At 59.5% G+C, this 15,682-nt stretch carries 15 protein-coding genes; 3 read left to right on the top strand and 12 right to left on the bottom strand.

Going from position 1 to position 15,682, the window contains the following annotated elements:
- Positions 1 to 791 (bottom strand): ComEC/Rec2 family competence protein (locus tag ACTG4B_RS08385; RefSeq protein WP_439155244.1); only part of this gene is annotated, 791 nt, incomplete at its 3' end.
- A gap of 93 nt (positions 792 to 884) precedes the next feature.
- Between ACTG4B_RS08385 and gltX the strand changes: the two genes are divergently transcribed.
- The 3 genes from gltX to ACTG4B_RS08370 all read left to right on the top strand — a co-directional run bounded on the left by gltX (position 885) and on the right by ACTG4B_RS08370 (position 4,220).
- Entirely contained in the window at positions 885 to 2,279 is a 1,395-nt protein-coding gene (gene gltX / locus ACTG4B_RS08380; protein ID WP_439155243.1) for a glutamate--tRNA ligase, read from the top strand.
- Positions 2,280 to 2,373: 94 nt separating this feature from the next.
- Entirely contained in the window at positions 2,374 to 3,669 is a 1,296-nt protein-coding gene (locus tag ACTG4B_RS08375; protein ID WP_439155242.1) for a citrate synthase, read from the top strand.
- Between the two features lie 53 nt (positions 3,670 to 3,722).
- Entirely contained in the window at positions 3,723 to 4,220 is a 498-nt protein-coding gene (locus ACTG4B_RS08370) for a GNAT family N-acetyltransferase (RefSeq protein ID WP_439155241.1), read from the top strand.
- Here ACTG4B_RS08370 and ACTG4B_RS08365 read toward each other — a convergent pair.
- The 11 genes from ACTG4B_RS08365 to ACTG4B_RS08315 all read right to left on the bottom strand — a co-directional run bounded on the left by ACTG4B_RS08365 (position 4,205) and on the right by ACTG4B_RS08315 (position 15,628).
- Positions 4,205 to 4,981: an enoyl-CoA hydratase-related protein gene (locus ACTG4B_RS08365; protein WP_439155240.1), complete on the bottom strand. Its 777-nt coding sequence runs from the start codon at positions 4,979 to 4,981 to the stop codon at positions 4,205 to 4,207. The genes ACTG4B_RS08370 and ACTG4B_RS08365 overlap by 16 nt on opposite strands.
- 71 nt (positions 4,982 to 5,052) lie before the next feature.
- Complete coding sequence (locus tag ACTG4B_RS08360; protein ID WP_439155239.1) at positions 5,053 to 5,493, bottom strand: cytochrome c-type biogenesis protein; 441 nt, start codon at positions 5,491 to 5,493, stop codon at positions 5,053 to 5,055.
- Positions 5,490 to 7,460 carry a heme lyase CcmF/NrfE family subunit gene (locus ACTG4B_RS08355; protein WP_439155238.1) on the bottom strand — a complete coding sequence of 657 codons (1,971 nt, stop codon included), beginning with the start codon at positions 7,458 to 7,460 and terminating at the stop codon, positions 5,490 to 5,492. Before ACTG4B_RS08355 ends, ACTG4B_RS08360 begins: the two co-directional genes overlap by 4 nt.
- Positions 7,461 to 7,549: 89 nt before the next feature.
- Positions 7,550 to 7,753 carry a pseudouridine synthase gene (locus ACTG4B_RS08350; RefSeq protein ID WP_439155237.1) on the bottom strand — a complete coding sequence of 68 codons (204 nt, stop codon included), beginning with the start codon at positions 7,751 to 7,753 and terminating at the stop codon, positions 7,550 to 7,552.
- Positions 7,743 to 8,240 carry a holin family protein gene (locus ACTG4B_RS08345; protein ID WP_439155236.1) on the bottom strand — a complete coding sequence of 166 codons (498 nt, stop codon included), beginning with the start codon at positions 8,238 to 8,240 and terminating at the stop codon, positions 7,743 to 7,745. The genes ACTG4B_RS08350 and ACTG4B_RS08345 overlap by 11 nt, the downstream gene beginning before the upstream one ends.
- Positions 8,231 to 8,842, bottom strand: coding sequence for a holin-associated N-acetylmuramidase (locus ACTG4B_RS08340; RefSeq protein ID WP_439155235.1), 612 nt, complete (start codon positions 8,840 to 8,842; stop codon positions 8,231 to 8,233). The genes ACTG4B_RS08345 and ACTG4B_RS08340 overlap by 10 nt, the downstream gene beginning before the upstream one ends.
- A 45-nt stretch (positions 8,843 to 8,887) precedes the next feature.
- Positions 8,888 to 9,355, bottom strand: a complete 468-nt coding sequence (ccmE, locus tag ACTG4B_RS08335; RefSeq protein ID WP_439155234.1) for a cytochrome c maturation protein CcmE — start codon at positions 9,353 to 9,355, stop codon at positions 8,888 to 8,890.
- Positions 9,352 to 10,380: an N-acetyl-gamma-glutamyl-phosphate reductase gene (gene argC / locus ACTG4B_RS08330; RefSeq protein WP_439155233.1), complete on the bottom strand. Its 1,029-nt coding sequence runs from the start codon at positions 10,378 to 10,380 to the stop codon at positions 9,352 to 9,354. The genes ccmE and argC overlap by 4 nt, the downstream gene beginning before the upstream one ends.
- 51 nt (positions 10,381 to 10,431) lie before the next feature.
- The gene (locus ACTG4B_RS08325) at positions 10,432 to 11,244 is read right to left on the bottom strand and encodes a glutamate racemase (protein WP_439155232.1); all 813 of its coding nucleotides are present in this window, start codon (positions 11,242 to 11,244) and stop codon (positions 10,432 to 10,434) included.
- Positions 11,222 to 12,124 carry a lysophospholipid acyltransferase family protein gene (locus ACTG4B_RS08320; protein ID WP_439155231.1) on the bottom strand — a complete coding sequence of 301 codons (903 nt, stop codon included), beginning with the start codon at positions 12,122 to 12,124 and terminating at the stop codon, positions 11,222 to 11,224. The genes ACTG4B_RS08325 and ACTG4B_RS08320 overlap by 23 nt, the downstream gene beginning before the upstream one ends.
- Positions 12,125 to 12,211: 87 nt before the next feature.
- Complete coding sequence (locus ACTG4B_RS08315) at positions 12,212 to 15,628, bottom strand: indolepyruvate ferredoxin oxidoreductase family protein (protein WP_439155230.1); 3,417 nt, start codon at positions 15,626 to 15,628, stop codon at positions 12,212 to 12,214.
- Positions 15,629 to 15,682 lie beyond the last annotated feature (54 nt).

Genomic DNA, 15,682 nt, shown 5'->3' with positions numbered 1-15,682 from the left:
ATATGCAGCCCCGAAATCGCCAGAAGATGCGCAAGGTTCGCCGCGCGCAGGTCTGATAGCGTATCCTGACCCATGGCCGATCGGTCACCGGTCATGATCGCGGCGGCAAAGGCCCCCGTTTCCCCCGGCATCGCGCGTTGCACCGCCGCCGATATCGTCATGCGCAGGGAAAAGATACGCATCGCCCATCCTGTGCGCATCGGGTCTGCCAGCCGCAATGCCGGGGTGCGGGTATACCCCACAGCCCCCAACTGCATGAACCACGCGTGGCGCTGGAAATCAAAGCCACCGGGTTCGGCCGGGCCCGCCGGCGGCGACAGATGGCCGGTCATGATCAATGTCTCGCCCGGGCGGTAATCCTTGATCACCTGTTCGCCGTGAACAGATACCCGCACCCGTGCCGGTGTGCGGCCGGGCGACATGTCTGCCAGCACAACCCTGTCCAGCGTCAGCCGGGGTGCATCGCTGGCAGAGCGGTCGATATTCACGATGCGACCTTCGATCGGGCCGTAATAGCGGAAACCAAGCACCGGAGCAGTAACGTCTTGGGCGCGCCATTTTGCCAACCCGGTGCCCGTCATCACAAGGATCAGTGCCAAAAACAAAGGCGCGTATGCCACATGCACCATCCGGGACAGGGCCCAAAGCCCCGGCAAGGCCAGCCCCAAGGACGCAAACACCATCGCCCCCGGTTCTGCCGGCAGAGAGAAATAGCCGCCGATCCCAATCCCAAGGCACACCGGCACCCAACCGATCATCGCGCCCCGTTGCGCCAACAGCGCGTCTGTCATCACGGCACGCACTTGTTCTTCGCCCCTTGGCTTAGTATCCCCGGCCCAAGCCCCAGTCTTGGGGAAAACTGATTAGCGAAAGGTTAACATCGCATGTCCGTCGTCACACGTTTCGCCCCCTCACCCACCGGTGCCCTGCATATCGGCGGCGCGCGCACCGCCCTGTTCAACTGGCTTTATGCACGGGGGCATGGCGGCACCTTCTTGTTGCGCATCGAAGACACCGACCGCGCCCGATCGACCGAGGAAAACAAACAGGCCATCCTTGACGGGCTGCGCTGGCTTGGCCTTGACTGGGACGGTGAACCGACCAGCCAGGCCGCCCGCGCCGACCGCCACGCCGAAGTCGCGCATCAGATGCTGGCGAGTGGCCACGCCTATAAATGTTACAGCACGCAGGACGAAATCGAGGCGTTCCGCGAACAGGCGCGCGCCACCAAGGCATCAACCTTGTTTCAATCCCCCTGGCGCGACGTGCCGGACGCGGAACACCCAGACCTGCCCTATGTCGTGCGCCTGAAGGCGCCGCGCACAGGCACCACGACCCTGCATGACGCGGTGCAGGGCGATGTGACATGGTCCAACGACCAGCTGGACGACATGATTCTGCTGCGGTCGGATGGCAGCCCGGTTTATATGCTGGCCGTCGTCGTGGACGATCACGATATGGGCGTGACCCATGTAATCCGGGGCGATGACCATCTGGCCAACGCATTCCGGCAAAACCTGATCTACGAAGCAATGGACTGGGCCAAGCCCGTTCTGGCGCATATCCCGCTGATCTATGGCCCCGACGGCAAGAAACTCTCGAAACGGCACGGCGCGACGGGTGCTGCGGAATATCAGGCCCTGGGGTATCCGGCGGCAGGCATGCGCAATTATCTGGCCCGGCTCGGCTGGAGCCATGGCGACGATGAATTCTTTACCGATGAACAGGCCAAGGCATGGTTCGACCTAGACGGAATCGGCAAGTCGCCCGCACGGTTCGATTTCAAGAAACTGGAACATATCTGTGGCCAGCATATCGCCGCAGCGGATGATGCTGCACTGCTGCGTGAATTGCAGGATTACCTAGCGGTAACCGGGGCCGAACCCCTGACCGACACACAGGCTGACGGGATGCTAAGGGCCATGTATTGCCTGAAAGAGCGGGCCAAGACATTCCCTGAACTTCTTGAAAAGGCACATTTTGTGCTGACACCGCGCCCTGTAGTGCCAGACGAAAAGGCAGCTGCACAGCTTACAGATGTATCCCGTGGTATACTGCGTGAATTGACGCCGCAGCTGCAAAATGCTAGCTGGAACCGTGACACTCTCGAAGGGGTCGTTGCGTCTGTTGCCGAAGCTCATGACATGAAGTTGGGCAAGCTCGCCGGGCCGCTACGGGCGGCGCTTGCAGGACGCGCGGTATCACCAAGCGTGTTCGACATGATGTTGGTCCTGGGGCAGACTGAAACGATCGCTCGGCTACAGGATGCCAGCGCCTGAAACCAATTCGTTACGAATTGCAGGTAGCTGGACGCAGACGACTTAAGACGTGCCGCCTGTGCAAGAATTGTGCGCGGCCAACAGGGGAATACAGATGGCAGAAGATACTGGAACCGCGACGCTAACCATCCACGGCAAAAGCTATGAGTTGCCGATTCACACGCCCACAACCGGGCCCGAAGTGATCGACATCCGCAAACTTTACGCGCAGGCTGATGTTTTCACTTATGATCCCGGTTTCACCTCGACCGCCGCGTGCGACAGCACGATCACCTTTATCGACGGCGCCAAGGGCGAATTGCTGCACCGGGGCTATCCGATTGACCAGCTTGCCAGCCAGTCGCATTACCTCGAGGTGTGCTATCTGCTGCTTTATGGTGAATTGCCTTCAGCGGAAGAACTGGAAAAATTCGAATCCCTCGTGACCAACCACACGATGATTCATGAACAGATGCACAACTTCTTTCGTGGGTTCCGGCGTGATGCGCACCCGATGGCGACAATGGTTGGCGTGGTCGGCGCGATGTCTGCTTTCTATCACGACAGCACCGATATCAACGACGAACACCAACGCGAAGTTGCGTCGATCCGCCTGATTGCAAAGATGCCGACAATTGCAGCGATGGCCTATAAATATTCCATCGGACAGCCTTTCGTTTATCCGCGCAACGATCTGGATTACGCTGCAAATTTCCTGCACATGTGTTTCGCCGTCCCGGCGGAAGAATATCACGTCAACCCAATTCTGGCCCGCGCCATGGACCGGATCTTTACGCTGCATGCGGACCACGAGCAGAACGCGTCAACCTCGACGGTGCGATTGGCGTCGTCTTCGGGTGCCAACCCCTTCGCTTGTATCGCTGCCGGTATCGCCTGCCTTTGGGGGCCTGCGCACGGCGGTGCAAACCAGGCCTGTCTGGAGATGCTCAAGGAAATTGGCACGCCTGACCGGATTCCCGAATTCATTGCCCGCGCCAAGGACAAGGACGACCCCTATCGTCTGATGGGGTTCGGCCACCGCGTTTACAAGAACTTTGACCCCCGCGCGACTGTGATGAAACAGTCCGCGGACGAGGTTCTGGATCTTATGGGTGTGGAAAACAACCCGATCCTTCAGGTCGCAAAAGAGCTTGAAAAACAGGCGCTTGCCGATCCGTATTTCGCCGACAAGAAACTATTCCCGAACGTCGATTTTTATTCGGGGATCATTCTTGAGGCGATGGGTTTCCCAACGTCCATGTTCACGCCGATCTTTGCTTTGGCCCGGACAGTTGGCTGGATTTCACAATGGAAAGAGCAGCTTGCCGATCCACAGTTGAAAATCGGCCGACCACGGCAATTGTATCTGGGCGAAACCGCCCGCGACTACGTGGATATCGAAAAACGATGAAATGCAGGACCGCCTTTGGGCGGTCCATTTCGTTTAGGATCACAGGTAAGCTAATGGAATTAACAACAAGGCGGCTAGTTCTGCGCGGTCCGCAGGCCGGTGATATTGACGGGATGTTTGACAACTACAGCGACCCGTGTGCCATGCGGTTCTGGTCAACCGCGCCACATGCCGACAAGTCGGTCACGCAGCGTATTCTGGATCAACATATGGCCGCATGGGCCAAGGCGCAGGTCTATTTCCAGATCACGCTGGATGGCCGCTATATTGGCAGCGCCGGAAACCACCACAAGGATGAAGTCGGCTTTATGCTGCACCCGGATTATTGGCGGCAGGGTATCCTGACAGAGGCGATGCGCGCGATCATCCCGCATTTATGGGAGGTGACAGCACATGCCCGCCTTACGGCTGACGTTGATCCTGAAAACACGGCATCCCTTGGCCTGTTGAGAAACCTTGGATTTCTCGAAACCCACCGCGCGGCGCGCACCTTTTTCATCAACGGGGTCTGGTCGGACAGCGTCTATCTGGCATTTCAGCGCCCTTCATAGCGCGCGGGCCGCTTTTCCAGAAACGCCACGACACCTTCCTGAAAATCGCGAGTCTGCCCGCAGCGCCCCTGAAGTTTCGCCTCGAGCGCCAGCTGTGCGTCCAAATCATTATCGAAAGAGGCACGGATCGCCTTTTTCAACTGCCGATACGCAACTGTTGGCCCTTGGGCCAAATGCGCGCCGCGCTGCTGCACATGCTCGAGGAAATCCTCATCCGGCACTGTTTCATAGATCATGCCCCAGTCAGCGGCCTGACGCGCGGTAATCTTGTCTGCGAACAATGCCGCCCCCATCGCCCGTGCCGCCCCCATCTGGCGCGGTAGCCAGTATGTTCCACCGGCATCGGGGATCAGGCCGATCCGGGTGAAGGCTTGCACGAAATATGCAGCATCTGAAGCGATGACCACATCGCATGCCAGCGCCAGATTTGCCCCTGCCCCGGCTGCCGCACCGTTCACGGCGGCAATCGTCGGTATGCGACAGTCGAATATCGCCTTGAGCATCGGCACGTATTCATCACGCAAGGTCCGCTCCAGATCAAGCGATGCCGCAGAACCCGCATCGCCCAGGTCCTGCCCCGAGCAAAAGGATTTTCCTGCGCCGGTCATGATCAGGACGCGGGCTTCTTTTTCCGCAGATTTCACCGCGTGGGTGATCTCGGCACGCATCTGCGTATTCAGCGCATTCATCAGCGCGGGGCGGTTAAGTGTGATCACGGCAACTGAATTGCGGATCACAAGGGTAATGGCCTGATAGTCCATGCGCGTCGTCCTTTTTGGTGCGTTGCCAACACCCTAATGAACTGTTCGGTTCAGGAAAGGGGAACGATACGTCAGGACCGCAAAATTTCGTCTAATTCTGCTTTTTCGCCATCCGTCAGGGCGGGAACTGTGGTGTTCCGCCGTCTGATCGTTGCCCAGCCGACACCCAGCGCGATCAACAGCATCCCCGGGGCTGCCAGCCACAAGATCAGGTTTGCGCCGCGGGCATCGGGGCGCAGCAGCACATATTCGCCGTAACGCGCGACCATGAAATCGACGGCCTGCTGGTCGGTGTCGCCCGCCATGATCCGTTCGCGCAGCACGATCCGCAACTCTTTGGAAAGGCTGGCATTGCTTTCGTCAATGCTTTCGTTCCGGCAGACAGGGCAGCGCAGGCCCTGCGAAATCGCACGCGCGCGCTCTTCCAAGGCTGGATCATCCAGCATTTCGGCCGGTTCAACCGCCCAGAGAGGTGCAGCGAGAAACATGAGCAAAAGGACCAAGCGTTTCATTCTGCAGGGACCGCCTTGGGCATTTTGGCAGCTGCCGCACCAACCCGCAGTCGCCGGTCAGACAGCGAGAAGATGCCGCCAAGCGCCATCAGAATTGCGCCACCCCAGATCCAGTTGGCAAACGGTTTGACATAAACCCGCACCGCATAGCCGCCCTGCGCCTGTGGATCACCGATCACCACATAAATATCGCGTAGGATACCATTCCGAATAGCCGCCTCGGTCGTGGGCATGTTTGCGACGGGATAGAACCTTTTTTCAGGGCTCAGCGTCGCAAGACGTGTGTCGCCGCGCCAGATACCCATATCCGCCATGGTGGTGACATAGTTCGGCCCATTGACCTGTCTGACCTCATCAAGGGTGAATTCAAACTGGCCAACCGACCAGCGATCGTCGATCTGGGCGATACGGATGTCCTCTTTTTGCCACGCCAGCATGGCGGCAATGCCGAAGATGGTGACCCCCATACCAATGTGGGCCACGGCCTTGCCCCAGTCCGCACGGGGCAGCCGTGCGATCCGGCGCAACCGCGTGACCAAACCTTCGCGCCCCGCGCGCATCCACAGGTCCGCAATCGCGCCACCGACAACCCAGACACCAAGGGCCACGCCGATCGGTCCCAGTGCCGAACGACCGCTTTGGATCGCAAAGGCGAGCGCGCCAAGCGCCACAGCCAAGACCAGCCATGGCATCAGCGGTTTCGTGGCCCGGCCCAGCGTGCCGCGTTTCCATGCCAACATCGACCCCAGAGGAAGGATGATCGCCAGAGCCACCATGAATGGCGTAAACGCCGCATCAAAGAACGGCGGCCCGACAGATAGCGTGCGACCGAACACCATTTCTGCCACCAAGGGCCAGACCGTGCCGATGAACACGACAAAGGCGCTGACAGCCAACAGGACGTTATTCAGGATCAGGGCCGATTCACGGCTGACAGTCGAGAAAACCCCCTGTGCCTGCATCACCCCGGCCCGCGCGGCATAAAGCGTCAGCGACCCGCCCAGAAAGACGCCAAGGATCATGAGAATGAATACGCCACGTTCAGGATCATTGGCAAAGGCATGCACCGACGTCAGCACGCCCGAGCGGACAATGAATGTGCCCAACAGCGAAAACCCAAAGGCAAGGATTGCCAGCAGGATGGTCCAACTTTTCAACGCTTCGCGTTTTTCCACGACGATGGCGGAATGCAATAGTGCAGTCGCAATCAACCACGGCATGAAGGACGCGTTTTCAACCGGATCCCAGAACCAGAAACCGCCCCAGCCCAATTCGTAATAGGCCCACCATGATCCCAGCGCGATACCGATGGTCAGGAACATCCAGGCGGCAAGGGTCCACGGCCGCACCCAGCGCCCCCATGCGGCATCTACTCGGCCTTCGATCAGGGCCGCAACAGCAAAGGAAAACGCCATGCTGAGGCCCACATAGCCCAGATACAGGAACGGCGGGTGAAACGCCAAACCGGGGTCTTGCAAAAGCGGGTTCAGGTCACGCCCGTTCAAGGGCGGCTCTGCCAGCCGCAAGAACGGGTTCGAGGTGAACAGGATAAAGGCAAAAAACGCTACCCCGATAGACGCCTGCACCGCCAGCACCCGCGCACGCAGCCGCATCGGCAGATTACCCCCGAACCAGGCAGCCATGGCCCCGAACAGCGTCAGCGTCAGCATCCACAACAGCATGGATCCTTCGTGATTGCCCCAGACGCCGCTGATCTTGTAAATCATCGGCTTGTCGGTGTGTGAATTGGCATAGACCAGTTGCACCGAGAAATCCGAGGTCACGAAGGCCCACGTCAGCGCGGCAAAGGAAAAACCAACCAGAAGAAATTGCGTTATCGCGGCAGGTTCTGCCACGGCCATCCATGCTGCGTTGCCTTTATGGGCCCCAACCATGGGCACAATCATCTGCGCAATGGCGATGCCAAAAGCCAGAATCAGTGCGAAGTGTCCGAGTTCTATCAACATGACACATCATAACCCAATGCATGAGCAAGCAACATGGTCTGTTGATCAAATCAGCGATACATTTTGACGCTGCCTGCCGTTTTTTACGCTCACCGCATGAACCCGCCCTGCACCACATACGTCAACCCGGCCATCAGCAATCCGCCGATGATCAGCCGCACGAGCCATTTCAGCGTGTCCTCGATCGCGCCCAGCCGGTCCGATACGTTATCGCGATGCACCGCGTCCACCGCATTGCGGGTTTCCAGCGCGGCCAACCGGCGTTCAAATTGATCAGTCAGGTTATTTTCCATTCTGCCACTCCTGCAAGGCGGGGTTGTCGGCCAGCACGTTGGTATCGGGTGCAGTCAGGTGCTGCGCCATCAAAAGGCTATGCGCAACAGACCGTTGAAACTCTTGCCCCTTGGTCTGGTGCCGCGCGCCAAAATAGAAACTGACAATGGCCCCCATCAGCCACCAGAGCGGTTCGGGCACCAGCGCAAGCCCTTCCATGCCGTGCGCAAAGGTAGCGGGGTCCTGTATCGCAGTCACAAACAGCCAGATCGTCCCCAACGCCAGCATCGGGCGCGGCAACCGGTTCAGCCCATCCACGAAACGATCAAAAAGACCCCTTTGGGCGTGCGCGAACTCAGCCGCAAATTGTTGCAAACTGTCGCCGCGCGCATCGGCGGCGCGCACCGCCGCTTTTTCCGCATTCTGGCGAAAGACATTGGCGGTTTCGGCCACCACATTGCGTCCATCGCCAAAAAGGAACGTCATCAACCCCGTGATCAATCCCATCGTGCTGTCCTTTGCCGGTGTTGCGCCGCTGTCAGGTGATAGCGCGGGGCGATGAATTCCTCGGCCCTTGCAATCCAGCCGCCCTTGCCGCCATCACGCCTGCGGGCGTATTTGCGGCTGTTCGCCCGCCGGTCCGCCAGATCGTAATAATAGTTGCGGCGCGCAATTCCATAGGCGTCCACCAGGTGATCGGGGGCGGCCTGCATCGCCTTTTGTGTTGCGGCAATCGTTTCAGGTCCGATCACCCCATCGACTGTGACAGGGATGCGCATGTCCCCTAGCAGCCGTTGCAGGATTTTCACCGCATTGCCCCCCGCGTTGACATACATGTCAAACACCGATGCCTGAAGCGGCGCAGGCAGCCGATCAATTCCCGGTCGGCGAAAATAATGGTCGACAAAGATCGACACAGCGCGCGCGCGGGTCAGCACCTTTACATCAGCCGCATCAACCTGACTGTCGCCGGTCAGATCAAGACCAAGCCTGCGCATGGTGTGGACGGTGACCCCGTATTTCGTCGCCCCCCCGGGATCATCAGGGTCATTCACATAACCACCCTCGCGGGCGATGATGGCGGTCGCAATTTCGATGATGTCCTGCATGTGCAGCCCTCGTGTCGGTCAAACACAAAGGCTGCGCCAAAATCGTTAATTCGTCATCGCCGCAGCGTCCGGTGCCACATAGGTGCCCTGCGCCTTGAGCGCATCAATCACTTCCTTTGGCATGTAAGTTTCATCATGTTTCGCAAGGATTTCAACCGCTTCAAAGCGTCCGTTCACGTAATGCCCCTGTGCCACGACACCTTCGTTTTCGGAAAAGAGATCGGGCAGTATCCCAGAATAGACAACAGGAATCGTTGCGCCGCCATCTGTCACGGCAAAGCTGATCTGCTCGCCCTGCCCGCGCACGATCGACCCTTGGGCGACCAGCCCGCCAATGCGGAACCGTTCCGCCGGCGGCGGCGGCGCCTCGGCTACTTCAGAGGGCGAGCGGAAGAACTGGAAACTGTCCTTGGGCAACAGCGCCAGAAGCACCAGCACCAATGCCACGCAAACACCCGCGATCGACATCACCTGGATGCGGCGGCGTTTCTTGAGGTTCTTCAATCCGCTCATGGAAACACCGGCGCCAGCATCAGGCCCTCTGTTTCGGGACGGCCCAGCATCAGGTTGGCGTTCTGCAACGCCTGCCCCGATGATCCTTTGGTCAGATTATCGAGGGCGGCGATGACCATCGCCCGCCCAGGCACCCGGTCAACGACCACGCCGATATGGCAGAAGTTGGACCCGCGGATATGTTTGATAGATGGATGCTGTCCCATCGGTAACACCTCTATGAATGGTTCCGCCGCATAGGCTGCGACCAGCGTCTCATATATGACCTGTGCATCCCCTTGCACATAGGTGGTGGCCAAAATGCCGCGGTTGGCCGGTATCAGATGCGGCGTGAACTGTATTTGCACCGGACGGCCCGCGATGGCCGAAAACTCTTGGTCAAACTCACCCAGATGGCGATGCGTGCCACCCACGGCATAGGCATGCGCGCCTTCCGACAACTCCGCATGCAGCAGATTTTCCTTCAGACTGCGCCCTGCCCCCGATACTGCCGCAAGCAGATCAATGATGATCTGATCCAGATCAATGACGCCTGCCGCGATCAACGGGCGCAACGCATACTGGCCTGTCGCGGCATTGCACCCCGTGCCCGCCACCAGCCGCGCACCCTTGATCTGGTCGCGGTAGAATTCGGTCAGGCCATACACAGCCTCTTTCTGCAATTCGGGTGCGGCATGGGGTTTGCCATACCATTTTTCATATTCCGCCGGATCGCGCAGCCGGAAATCAGCAGACAGATCGACGATTTTCAAATGCGCCGGCAATCCGGCGATCACGGCCTGAGATGTGGCATGCGGCAAAGCGCAGAACACCAGATCGACATCATCAAACGACATCTCCTCTATTGTGGTCAGCGCAGGCAGCTTGAGATGGCGCAGATGCGGGAAAACTTCGGCCATGGTCATGCCGGCCTTGGAATGGCCCGACAAGCCCACGATTTGCAGGCCGGGGTGCGTGGCGATCAACCGGACCAGTTCGGCCCCGGTGTAACCGGATGCCCCCAGAATGGCGACGTTATGGGTCATGGAAAAATCCCCCTTGGGGTGAAATTTAGGCAAATGCGCGGGGATGCGCAATCAGGCAGCTTGAAAGGTGATCTGGCGTCGCAGGAATTGCGTGGCACGCGATGACACCCGCTTGGGATCGCCGGTGGTCAGAAACGCGCTGTCGGTCCCCGGTCCGATCATCTGTGGATGTCGCGCCAGATAATCTGCAAGGCTTTCTGCAACCAGATTGGCCTGGCTGAACACCTTTACGTCAGGGCCAAGTGCATCCTGAAATACCTCTGCCATCAGCGGATAATGCGTGCAGCCCAGCACGGCGGCATCGGGTTCCGGCATCTTGCGGCGCAGCGCATCGACATGGCTGCGCACCAGCGCATCCGCCAGAATCATATCGCCGTCTTCAATGGCATCCACCACGCCACCGCAGGCCTGCGCCTCGACATCAACACCGATGGCACGAAACGCCAGTTCGCGCTGGAACGCGCGGCTGGAAACGGTGGCAGGTGTTGCGAACAGCGCAACATGTTTCGCAGCGACCTCTCGCGGGGGGGAATTGTCACCCCATTGCCGTTCGGTCAGCGCCTCGATCAGCGGCACGAAAACCCCCAGCACGCGTTTGCCGGGCGGCACCCAGCCTTCCTGCATGCGGCGCAGGGCAGCGGCACTGGCCGTATTGCAGGCAAGGATCACCAGATCACAGCCCGCATCGAACAGGCGCTGCGTGGCGGCGGTGGTCAGGTTGTAAATGTCATCGGGGGTCCGCACGCCATACGGCGCATGGGCGCTATCGCCAAGATACACCAGCGGCACATCCGGCAAACGCGCCGCCACGGCGTCCAGCACCGTCAGCCCACCCAAACCGCTATCGAATATCCCTACGGCCATCGCGCACCTTGTATTTATCCTCGAACTCGTGGCCAAGGTGGCTTGCGTCCACCGGGCTTGGGCTCAGGTCATACGTCGCTTTGCGCAGGAAATCCATGCATCCTTTGGGGTCTTTTTTATAGGCCGACAGCACCTCGGACGGGATCGGATCACCGATCACGACGCGAACGGGTTTGTTCATGCGGGTTTTGAATTCGCGAATGAACATGCCGGTCCGCAAGGTGCTGTGCAGGTGGCTTGCGATCTGGAACAGGCGGCTGTTGCGCCCCTCAAAGAAAACCGGCACGACGACCGCGTCGGATCTTGCGATCATCTTGGCAGTAAAAGTCCGCCAGCCGGGGTCCATCGGTTCCGAGAAAGGCGTAGCCGAGGTGGAAACCGTGCCGCCGGGGAAAATGCCGATGGCACCGCCCGCATTCAGATAACGCACGGCCTCGGCCCGTGTTTCGAGGTTCAGCTTGGCGGCTTCCTTGGTGTCATCGAATGAAATCGGCAGGATCACCCGTTCCAGATCAGGCGAGCGACGAAATATCCGATGCGCCAGCACACGAAAATCACCCGCGCGGCGCTGCGACAGGATGCGGCCCATCATCAGCCCATCCAGAATTCCATAAGGGTGGTTCGAGACAACGATCACGGGACCGACGCGCGGGATGTTTTCAAGTGACCCTGCGATTATATCGAGCGTCAGACCGTAACGCTCTGCAATGACTTCCCAAAAATCCTGCCCCGCCGCGACATCGGCATCATAGCCGCGCGCCCGGCGGATCAGTTTCAACCGACCGGTGGCGTTTTCCATGACCCGGATCATCACCCGGCCGCCACGGCCATTGGCCGCACTTGCATAGGTAATGTCGCGCGCGACTTGGCGGTCTTTCATCGGCAATGTCTCTTAACCTGCGTTAAAGCTCGCGATGGATTATCACAGGCGCGCAACAAACATATGACAATTGCACGCCCGGCCCGCTTACTCTGCCGCCTGTTGCATAGGGGCAGCACGCAGCACCGCCAGCAATTCCTCGCGGCGCTTGGCCGCCTTGCGTGCGTTGGCATCCTTGACCGGACCAAAGCCGCGAATGTCCAGCGGCAAGGCCGCCAGTGCTGTGGCCGCATCACGCGTATCGGGGCGCAGTATGGTCAGAACCTCGGCCATGTCGGCCTCGTATTGCCTGATCAGGGCGCGCTCCATCCGGCGCTCGGCGGTGTGCCCGAAGGGATCGAAAGGCGTACCGCGCAGGAATTTCAGCTTGGCCAGTTTCGGGAACGCCCAGGCCATGCGCGATCCAAAGCCACGCTTGACAGGCCGCCCGTCAGGGCCGGTTTTCGACAGGATCGGCGGCGCCAGATGATATGTCAGCTTTAAATCGCCGTCGAATTCCGCTGCGGCCTTTGCACGTGTCTCGGACAGCAACCGCGCGACTTCGTATTCGTCCTTGTATGCCAATAACTTGTGATAGCCTTTTGCCACCGCCTCGCGCAGCGGCGTATCCTGAAACCGGTCCACAAAACGGCGATACCGTCTTGCCATCCGTTTGCCCTGATAGGCCGTCAAATGTTCAGCGCGATAGGTGATCTTGTCGTCCAGCGATTTGGGCAAGGCCATGACATTGGGTGTCAGGATCGCCGCTGCTTCCCCGGGGTTCAGATAGGCCCACCGGCCCAGATCGAAGGCGCGGATGTTGCGATTGACGGCCGCACCGTTCAATTCAATCGCGCCGATGATCGCCTCGTAGCTGAGCGGGATCGCGCCCATCTGCCAGACCGCACCAAAGATCATCATGTTGGAATAGATACTGTCGCCCATCAGCGCGCGGGCCAATTCCGATGCATCGAACATCGCCAGCCCTTCGCCAAGTCGCGCTTGCAGGGCCAGTTCCAGCTGTTCGGTCGGCAGCTTGAACGCCGTGTCCCGAGTGAAATCGCCGGTGATGATCTCGTGGCTGTTAACAACCCCCTTGGTCTGGCCGGTTTTCATCAAACCCAGCGTCTTGGAGCCGGCAGACACCACCAGATCGCCCCCGATCAGTGCATGACATTCACCCGTTGCGACACGGATCGCATTGATATCAGCAGGGTTTTCCGCAATCCGGCAATGGATATGAACCGCGCCGCCCTTTTGAGCAAGGCCCGCCATTTCCATCATGCCCGCGCCCTTGCCATCCATATGCGCGGCCATCGCCATGACGGCCCCAATGGTGACGACACCCGTGCCACCGACGCCAGTGATGACGACATTATGAGTGCCGCGAATAGGCGGCAAATCGGGGTCGGGCAAGTCCGGCAGCTCGACATCCGCCGTTGCCTCTTTGCGGATTTTCGCGCCTTCGACGGTAACGAAAGACGGGCAGAACCCGTTGACGCAGGAATAATCCTTGTTGCAGGACGACTGGTCAATCGCCCGTTTGCGGCCCAGTTCGGTTTCGACCGGCACAATCGACACACAATTCGACTGCACCCCGCAATCGCCGCAGCCCTCGCAGATGTCGGTGTTGATGAAGACGCGCCTGTCGGGATCGGGAAACTGGCCGCGCTTGCGGCGCCGCCGCTTTTCAGCAGCACATGTCTGCACATAAACTATGGCCGACACGCCTTTGTAATTACGAAACTTATCCTGCACTGCAGGCAGATCTGCGCGGTCGTGGATATCCAGCCCCTTAGGGAACACCGACAGGTCGAGTCCCTCTTTTTCATCATGCACCAGTGCGACGTTGCGCAGGCCCATCGCCTGCAGTTCACGGCAGATCTGATCGGCGGTCAGCCCGCCATCATTCCCCTGACCACCGGTCATGGCGACCGCGTCGTTGTAGAGGATCTTGTAGGTGATATTGGTGCCCGCCATCAAGGCAAAGCGGATGGCCTGAATGCCCGAATGATTATAGGTGCCGTCGCCAAGGTTCTGGAACACATGGTCGCGGCTGGAAAACGGCGCCTCGCCCACCCAGTTGGCACCTTCGCCGCCCATCTGTGTGAAACCGACGGTGTCGCGGTCCATCCACTGCACCATGTAGTGACAACCGATCCCGGCATAGGCCCGCGACCCTTCGGGCACCTTGGTCGAGGTGTTGTGCGGGCAACCAGAACAGAAATACGGCAAGCGCGCCGCAAGTTCCGGCGCGTTATCGGCGCGACGGGCCTCAGCAAGGGCGGCAAGCCCAGCTTGCACGCCATCGGTGCCACAGCCTTCCTCCACCAGAATGCCGCCGATTTTTTCCGCGATCCAGATCGGGTCCAGTGCGGCCTTGGTCGGAAACACCTCTTCGCGGCGGCCCGCAGAATGTTCGTCGCCCTTGTGCCAGCCATAGACACGGCGGCCCTTGCGATCATCGAAAAGCGCCTCTTTTACCTGCACTTCGATCAGCTTGCGCTTTTCCTCGACCACGACGATCAGGTCCAGCCCTTCGGCCCAATCGTGGAACGACACCATATCCAGCGGCCAGACCTGGCCCACCTTGTAGGTTGTGATCCCCAGCCGCGCGGCCTCCTCCGCATCAATATTGAGCAGCGACAGCGCGTGTTGCAGATCAAGCCAGTTCTTGCCCGCCGCAACGAAACCGATGCGCGCGCCGGGTTTGCCCCATTTGCGCTGATCCATCTTGTTGGCGCGGGCAAACGCCTCGGCGGCGAAACGCTTGTGGTCGATCATCCGCGCCTCTTGCAGTTGCGGCGTATCGATCAGGCGGATGTTCAAACCAGCCTCGGGAAGGTCGATGTCCGGCGTCACAAAGGACAAACGATGCGGGTGGCCATCCACGACCGATGTCACCTCGATCGTGTCTTTCATGGTTTTCAGGCCCACCCAGACGCCCGCGTAACGCGACAGCGCATAGGCATAAAGGCCGTAGTCCAGAATTTCCTGCACCCCCGCAGGCGATACGATGGGCATATAGGCATCCACCATCGCCCAGTCGGATTGATGCAGCGTCGTGCTGCTTTCGCCGGTATGGTCATCGCCCATGGCCATGATCACGCCGCCATGGGGGCTGGTGCCCGCCATATTGGCGTGGCGCATCACATCGCCCGACCGGTCAACACCGGGGCCCTTGCCATACCACAGGCCGAAAACACCGTCATATTTGCCTTCGCCGCGCAGTTCCGCCTGCTGGCTACCCCACAGGGCGGTTGCGGCCAGATCCTCGTTCAACCCGGGCTGGAATGTCACCTGCGCAGGTTCCAGCACATTCTTGGCACGCACCATTTGCATATCGACAGCGCCCAGCGGCGACCCGCGATAGCCGGTGACATAACCTGCCGTATTCAGTCCCGCCTGCGCATCGCGTGCCCGTTGCATTAGCATCAAGCGCACCAGCGCCTGAGTACCGTTCAGCAGAACCTGCGATTTCGTAAGATCATAACGATCATTAAGGGAAACATCCTGATGAGCCATCTCGCACCTCCCCGCGCGTAAGATTACTACCACAGTATAGGTCAAAAAGGCTGA

The sequence above is a fragment of the Yoonia sp. genome (genome assembly GCF_965660735.1).
Classification (GTDB): Bacteria; Pseudomonadota; Alphaproteobacteria; order Rhodobacterales; family Rhodobacteraceae; genus Yoonia.
This window is presented reverse-complemented; position numbering and strand designations above follow the sequence as displayed.

What these genes read in the sequence shown, in the direction of transcription:
- ACTG4B_RS08320 (WP_439155231.1), bottom strand. Translation starts at nt 12,124, where the DNA reads ATGAAAGACCGCCAAGTCGCGCGCGACATTACCTATGCAAGTGCGGCC.
- ccmE (WP_439155234.1), bottom strand. Translation starts at nt 9,355, where the DNA reads ATGAGCGGATTGAAGAACCTCAAGAAACGCCGCCGCATCCAGGTGATG.
- ACTG4B_RS08365 (WP_439155240.1), bottom strand. Translation starts at nt 4,981, where the DNA reads ATGGACTATCAGGCCATTACCCTTGTGATCCGCAATTCAGTTGCCGTG.
- gltX (WP_439155243.1), top strand. Translation starts at nt 885, where the DNA reads ATGTCCGTCGTCACACGTTTCGCCCCCTCACCCACCGGTGCCCTGCAT.
- ACTG4B_RS08345 (WP_439155236.1), bottom strand. Translation starts at nt 8,240, where the DNA reads ATGGGATTGATCACGGGGTTGATGACGTTCCTTTTTGGCGATGGACGC.
- ACTG4B_RS08325 (WP_439155232.1), bottom strand. Translation starts at nt 11,244, where the DNA reads ATGGCCGTAGGGATATTCGATAGCGGTTTGGGTGGGCTGACGGTGCTG.
- ACTG4B_RS08315 (WP_439155230.1), bottom strand. Translation starts at nt 15,628, where the DNA reads ATGGCTCATCAGGATGTTTCCCTTAATGATCGTTATGATCTTACGAAA.
- ACTG4B_RS08375 (WP_439155242.1), top strand. Translation starts at nt 2,374, where the DNA reads ATGGCAGAAGATACTGGAACCGCGACGCTAACCATCCACGGCAAAAGC.
- ACTG4B_RS08355 (WP_439155238.1), bottom strand. Translation starts at nt 7,460, where the DNA reads ATGTTGATAGAACTCGGACACTTCGCACTGATTCTGGCTTTTGGCATC.
- ACTG4B_RS08340 (WP_439155235.1), bottom strand. Translation starts at nt 8,842, where the DNA reads ATGCAGGACATCATCGAAATTGCGACCGCCATCATCGCCCGCGAGGGT.
- ACTG4B_RS08360 (WP_439155239.1), bottom strand. Translation starts at nt 5,493, where the DNA reads ATGAAACGCTTGGTCCTTTTGCTCATGTTTCTCGCTGCACCTCTCTGG.
- argC (WP_439155233.1), bottom strand. Translation starts at nt 10,380, where the DNA reads ATGACCCATAACGTCGCCATTCTGGGGGCATCCGGTTACACCGGGGCC.
- ACTG4B_RS08370 (WP_439155241.1), top strand. Translation starts at nt 3,723, where the DNA reads ATGGAATTAACAACAAGGCGGCTAGTTCTGCGCGGTCCGCAGGCCGGT.
- ACTG4B_RS08350 (WP_439155237.1), bottom strand. Translation starts at nt 7,753, where the DNA reads ATGGAAAATAACCTGACTGATCAATTTGAACGCCGGTTGGCCGCGCTG.